We start from the raw sequence: 5,164 nt of genomic DNA, 5'->3' as shown, positions 1-5,164 counted from the left end.
CCGTAGCAGGAAAATCTATTAATGCTATTAGAAGCTTTACAGGAAAAGGCGTATTAGTATGGGGAGCAAGAACTTTAGCAGGAAACGATAACGAATGGCGTTACGTACCAGTAAGACGTTTCTTTAACATGGTAGAAGAATCTGTTAAAAAAGCAACAGAGCAATTTGTTTTCGAGCCAAACGATGCTAACACATGGGTAAGGATAAAAGCAATGATAAACAACTTCTTGACTTTACAATGGAGAGCAGGAGCACTTGCAGGACCAACACCAGAATCTGCATTTTACGTAAACATTGGTCTAGGAGAAACAATGACAGCGCAAGATATTTTAGAAGGAAATATGATTGTAGAGATAGGTATGGCAGCCGTTAGACCAGCAGAGTTTATTGTATTAAAATTCTCTCATAAAATGCAAGAAGCATAATTAACATTATTAAATAATTTAAAAAAGCATATAAATCATGGCAACAGAATATCCAATATCAAAGTTTTATTTTAAAGTAGACTTTGGAGGTGCAGAATTTAACTGTACTGAAGTTTCAGGGTTAGATTTTGAAAACGAACCCATAGAATATAGAGGGGGAGCAGATAGTGAGTTCCACAAAAGAAAGCAAGCAGGGATGTTTAAATACGCAGACATTACCCTTAAAAGAGGAACCTTTGTGGGTAAAACAAAAGAGTTTTATACACAATGGGCTAAAACAGTTTATTTCCAAGAAAATGGAGAGCAATATCGAGGAGACTTAACAATAAGTTTATTAGGAGAAGACGGTAACCCAGTAATGTCTTGGTTAGCATCGGGCGCTTTTATTAAGAAAATACAATCTACAGACCTAAAAGCAGATGCTAACGAAATAGCAATAGAAACAGCAGTATTCTCTGTTAACAAGTTAACAATACTATAATGGCAAAGTATTTTCCACCAGTAGGGTTTTATTTTTCGGTAGAGTTTTCATTAGGAAGCGATGAAAATACTAAGGATAATCAATTTCAATCGGTTTCAGGTCTATCTATAGACTTGGAAACCGAAGAGATTGCCGAAGGTGGAGAGAATAGGTTTAAGCACAAGTTACCAGTTAAAACTAAATATCCAAATTTAGTTTTAAAGCGTGGAATGATAGTGGACTCTAAAGTAATCGATTGGTGCAGAGAAGCACTAGAAAATTACAATTTTGAACCCTTAGATATCATGGTAAACCTTCTAGTTAAAGAAGGAGACATTACCACATCGGCTACAGCAAAACCCTTACGCTCATGGAATATAAAAAATGCGTTTCCAGTAAAATGGAATGTAAGCGATTTTAATGCCGAAGAAAATAAGTTTGTTATTGAAACATTAGAACTATCCTATAACTATTTCGAAATACTATAAACAATGCCAATAGAAATTAAAGAAATGCACATTAAAATTAATGTAGATGAAGGCCCTTCTGGAAGTCCAAAAGGTGGAAAGTCTGATGATAAAAAAAGTACTAAAGCAATAATTGAAGCTTGTATAGAAGGCGTTATGGAAATTTTAGAGCAAGCAAAAGAACGATAAAATGGGGGAAGGAGAATTAAAAAAACTGACAATAAAAGCCTATACAGATGAAAAATTTAATAGTCCAGTAGATGGCGGTGAGTTTACAACTTTAGTAAACCCAGACAAATATGTTGTTGTATACAAGCCAGAGTACGAAGAACAACAAGGGCAAGGCACAAGTACAAAGCAACCTAATTTTCTAAGAATAGCACCACAAGAATTAGATTTCGAGCTGTTATTTGATAGTACAGGTATTATAGATGGAGAACCAAATAAAAAAGATGGCATTATAGATAAAATAGATGCTTTTAAAAAAATTGTTTTCGATTACAGTGGAGAAGAGCATAAACCATACTATTTACAAGTTGGATGGGGAGCATTATTATTTAAAGGATCACTAGTAGATTTAAGTATAGAATTTAAGCTGTTCGCACCAGATGGCACACCAATACGAGCAGTAGCAAAAATTAAAGTACGAGGATCGGTAGACGATAACTTAAGAGCCGCAAGAGAAAATAACCAATCGCCAGACTTAACACACTACAGAGTTGCAAAAGATGGAGATACTTTGCCATTAATGACCCATAGAATTTATGGAGACTCTAAGTACTATTTAGAAGTAGCAAGAGTAAACAACTTAGTAAATTTTAGAAAACTAAAAGCAGGACAAGAATTATTTTTCCCACCATTAACAAAACAATCATAAATGAATAATAGCGGCGTCATACAAACTTCAAAAAGTGCAGACTTAGTTACTTTTAAAATATTAACAGAAGGCGAAGAACTTTCAAAAATATACGAAGTAAAAAGTATTGTAGTAAACAAAGAGGTTAATAGAATCCCAACCGCTAAAATTGTTTTAATAGATGGAAATGCAGCAAAAAGAGATTTCGAATTAAGTAACGAAGAGTTCTTAATTCCTGGTAAAGCTATAGAAATAACAGCAGGTTATCACTCAGACGAAGAAACCATTTTTAAAGGTATCGTAATTAAGCATAATATACGCATTAGAGCTAATGGAGCACAGCTTATAATAGAATGCAAAGACGAAGCAGTAAAGATGACTGTAGGAAGAAAAAGCAACTATTTTTATGATAGTAAAGACAGTGATATTGCAGAAGAATTAATAAGTAATTATGGGCTGTCAAGCTCAGTAGAAGCAACCACTCACACACATGCAGAATTAGTACAATACAATGCATCCGATTGGGATTTTATGGTAGTAAGAGCACAAGCCAATGGAAAATTGTGTTTTGTAGAAGACGGAGAAATTACTATTGCAAAACCAGATGTAGGACAATCGGAAATAGAAACCGTAACCTTTGGCGCTTCACTATTAGATTTCGATGCAGAAATAGATGCAAGACATCAAATACAAAAAGTATCATCCTATGGGTGGAATCATGCAGATCAAGAATTCATAGAAATAGAAGGAAGCGATCCAGCAGTAGCATTAAATGGAAACATATCTAACGATGATTTAAAAAAAGTTATCGGCTTAGAAAATCTAGAATTAAGACACGGCGGAGCAGTTACAGATACCGAATTGCAAGATTGGGCAGATGGTAAATGGCTATTTCAACAGTTAGCGAAAGTAAGAGGAAGAATGAAATTTCAAGGCATTCCAGCAGTAAAACCAAATACAATAATAAAGCTAGAAGGCGTAGGAGATCGTTTTAACGGTAATGTTTACATCACAGGAGTAAGCCATAAAATTATAGATGGAAACTGGTTAGTAGATGCGCAATTTGGTTTAAACCCAGAATGGTACTCCGAAACTTACGAGGTGAGCGCAAAACCAGCATCTGGCTTATTACCAGCAATAAGTGGCTTGCAAATAGGCATAGTGTCTCAATTAGAAGAAGACCCAGATGGAGAAGATCGCATATTAGTACAAATACCAATAATTAATAACGAAGAGCAAGGCATTTGGTGTAGAGTCGCATCATTAGACGCAGGAGAAAATAGAGGCGCCTTTTTTAGACCAGAAATAGAAGATGAGGTTATAATAGGCTTTATAAATCAAGATCCCAATGATGCTGTAGTGCTAGGCATGTTACATAGTAGTGCAAAACCATCGCCTATAACAGCAAGCGATGATAACCATGAAAAAGGATTTGTAACACGAAGTGAAATGAAAGTGCTTTTTGATGACGATAAAAAATCAATAAACATTTCTACACCAGCAGGAAAAGTAATTTCACTAGATGAAGATGCGGGAACCATTGTAATAGAAGACGATAACTCTAATGTAATAACTATAGATGACAGTGGGATAATGCTAGAAAGTGCAGGAGATATAGGTATAAAAGCATCAGGAGATGTAAGTATAGAAGGAACCAACGTAAACATTACAGCAAATGCAGAATTTAAAGCAGAAGGCTCGGCAGGAGCAGAAGTATCAACAAGTGCAATTGCAGTATTAAAAGGATCGCTAGTACAAATTAATTAATAATTATGGGAGCACCAGCAGCAAGAATAACAGATATGCATGTATGTCCAATGGTAACAGGAGTTGTACCCCATGTAGGCGGGCCAATTTTACCAGCAGGAGAACCAACGGTATTAATAGGAGGCTTACCAGCAGCAAGAGTAGGTGACATGGCAACATGCGTTGGGCCACCAGACTCTATAATATTAGGGTCTACAACAGTATTAATAGGAGGAGCACCAGCGGCAAGATTAGGAGATTCTACAGCACATGGAGGCACTATAGTATTAGGAGAACCAACAGTTTTAATAGGATAAAATGGAAAATAAAAAATCGTTTTTAGGAGTAGGATGGAGTTTTCCTCCAGAATTTAAAATGGGGCAGAAAAGTGTGAAGATGATTTCTGACGAAGAAGATATAAAAAGTAGTCTACACATTCTATTAACAACCCGTTTAGGAGAACGTGTAATGTTACCAGAATATGGTTGCAATCTTGAAGAATTATTATTCGAAAATTTAGACCGAACACTAATTACATATATAACAGAGCTTATAAAGACAGCAATACTTTATCACGAACCAAGAATAGATGTAATAAAAATAGACATATCAGAATCCGATCCTTTAGAAGGAAAGTTAATTATTGAAATAGAATATAGAATAAGAGCTACAAATTCGAGAACAAACGTAGTATTCCCGTTCTATAAAGAAGAAGGAACAGATATTAATTAGTAAACTAATATGAGCAATAGCAATAACATAGATAAAGTATTAAAAAGAAGCGGTACAGGGCAAGGGCAGCGATTTATAGACGCGTTAGATCCAAAAACCTTTCAATTGCATGATTTTGATATTGAAGATTGGATTCTATTTGCTTATAATTTTGCAGAAAATATTAATTATTACAACACAAACGATGCCCAAAACCCTTCTGGGAACTGGCAAGGCTTTTTTAATAATTTAAAACTAGAAGATGGTAATGTTCCAGATCGAGAAGACCCTAGGTATTCTGTATTAAAAGAGTCTATATCAAAAACATTATCGCAATATAAAGATGATAAAAATTTAACGCCACATTTAACATTATTTGTTTGCTTTCTACAACTGTTAGAGTTTTCAAAAGAACGCTTTAACGGCATCACAAAAAGACACCTAGACTTTTATTATAAAGAGCTGCTACAAGTCAATAAACTAGCAGCAACACCAGATA

The 5,164-nt window shown here is 34.9% G+C and carries 8 protein-coding genes and 1 pseudogene; all 9 read left to right on the top strand.

From position 1 onward, the window contains the following. Positions 1 to 425, top strand: a 425-nt coding sequence (locus ACVC2P_RS12195) for a phage tail sheath family protein (protein ID WP_452598746.1), incomplete at its 5' end; no start/stop codon positions are given. A 37-nt stretch (positions 426 to 462) separates the two neighbouring features. After that, a complete protein-coding gene (locus ACVC2P_RS12190) occupies positions 463 to 906 on the top strand; it encodes a phage tail protein (protein ID WP_452598745.1) in 444 nt (147 codons plus the stop codon). Continuing rightward, entirely contained in the window at positions 906 to 1,373 is a 468-nt protein-coding gene (locus ACVC2P_RS12185) for a phage tail protein (protein ID WP_452598744.1), read from the top strand. The genes ACVC2P_RS12190 and ACVC2P_RS12185 overlap by 1 nt, the downstream gene beginning before the upstream one ends. 3 nt (positions 1,374 to 1,376) lie before the next feature. Beyond that, a complete protein-coding gene (locus ACVC2P_RS12180; RefSeq protein ID WP_452598743.1) occupies positions 1,377 to 1,541 on the top strand; it encodes a DUF5908 family protein in 165 nt (54 codons plus the stop codon). Between the two features lies 1 nt (position 1,542). Beyond that, positions 1,543 to 2,229, top strand: coding sequence for a CIS tube protein (locus ACVC2P_RS12175; RefSeq protein WP_452598742.1), 687 nt, complete (start codon positions 1,543 to 1,545; stop codon positions 2,227 to 2,229). Beyond that, positions 2,230 to 3,975 carry a type VI secretion system tip protein VgrG gene (gene vgrG, locus ACVC2P_RS12170; RefSeq protein ID WP_452598741.1) on the top strand — a complete coding sequence of 582 codons (1,746 nt, stop codon included), beginning with the start codon at positions 2,230 to 2,232 and terminating at the stop codon, positions 3,973 to 3,975. Positions 3,976 to 3,980: 5 nt separating this feature from the next. After that, the gene (locus ACVC2P_RS12165; protein WP_452598740.1) at positions 3,981 to 4,271 is read left to right on the top strand and encodes a PAAR domain-containing protein; all 291 of its coding nucleotides are present in this window, start codon (positions 3,981 to 3,983) and stop codon (positions 4,269 to 4,271) included. 1 nt (position 4,272) lies between these two features. After that, positions 4,273 to 4,686 (top strand): GPW/gp25 family protein, encoded by a 414-nt coding sequence (locus ACVC2P_RS12160; RefSeq protein ID WP_452598739.1) that lies wholly within the window; start codon positions 4,273 to 4,275, stop codon positions 4,684 to 4,686. Between the two features lie 9 nt (positions 4,687 to 4,695). Next, a pseudogene (locus tag ACVC2P_RS12155) lies at positions 4,696 to 5,164 on the top strand (baseplate J/gp47 family protein); the annotation flags it as partial.

The organism is Pontimicrobium sp. MEBiC01747, assembly GCF_053601635.1.
Note: the sequence above shows the minus strand (reverse complement) of the source record. Positions and strands in the feature narration are given on the sequence as shown.